Annotated in this window: 1 protein-coding gene; it reads left to right on the top strand. The window is 64.7% G+C overall.

What is annotated here, in order from left to right; all coding sequences use genetic code 11:
• Positions 1 to 978: IS256 family transposase (locus FS320_RS44125; RefSeq protein WP_152718748.1), on the top strand; the 978-nt coding region annotated here is incomplete at both ends.

Below are 978 nucleotides of genomic sequence, written 5' to 3' on the forward strand. Positions count from 1 at the left end.
GACCGCATCCGCTTTTCCTCAGCGATCCTGCCGAAATGGGCGCGGCGGACCAAGAGCCTGGATGCGCTGCTGCCGATCCTCTATCTGCGCGGGCTCTCCACCGGAGACTTCCAGGAGGCGCTTTCAGCCTTGCTCGGCAAGGACGCCCCGAACCTGTCGCCGTCCGCCATCACCCGGCTCACCGGCGAATGGCAGGGCGAGTACGAACGTTGGCAGGCCCGGGCCCTGTCCGCCCGGCATTATGTCTATGTCTGGGCTGACGGGGTCTATCTCCAGGCCCGGATGGAAGATCAGGCCGAGTGCATGCTGGTGCTGATCGGTGCCACCCCGGAAGGCAGGAAGGAGCTGGTCGGCTTCCAGACCGGCGTGCGCGAGAGCGCCCAGAGCTGGCGCGAGTTGCTCGTCGAGGTCAAACGCAGGGGCCTGACCATCCCGCCCCGGATTGCTGTTGGGGACGGGGCACTGGGCTTCTGGAAGGCGCTCGACGAGCTATTCCCCGGCACCCATCATCAGAGGTGCTGGCTGCACAAGACCGCCAACGTGCTCAACAAGGTGCCGAAATCTGTTCAGCCGGGCATGAAGGTGGCCCTGCGCGAGATTTATCTCGCGCCCACCCGAGCCCAGGCCGAGGTGGCCGTTGATCTGTTCGAGGAAGCCTATGGGGCACGCTACCCGAAAGCCGTGGAGTGCGTGCGCAAGGACCAGCGGGCGCTGCTGGCATTCTATGACTGGCCGGCCGAGCACTGGATCCATCTGCGGACCACGAACCCAATTGAGAGCGTGTTCGCCACGGTGCGGCACCGGACCGTGCGCACCAAGGGCTCTTTGTCCCCGACCACCGCGCGGCTGATGGTGTTCAAGCTGGTGATGGCGGCCGCAAGAAGCTGGCGGAGGTTGATGGGCGAAAACCAGTTGCCCAAGGTGATCGCCGGTGTCAGGTTTAAGGACGGCACCGAGATCATTCCGATGCCGACAAAC

Origin of the sequence: Microvirga tunisiensis (assembly GCF_009296175.1) — a bacterium.
GTDB classification, from domain to species: domain Bacteria; phylum Pseudomonadota; class Alphaproteobacteria; order Rhizobiales; family Beijerinckiaceae; genus Microvirga; species Microvirga tunisiensis.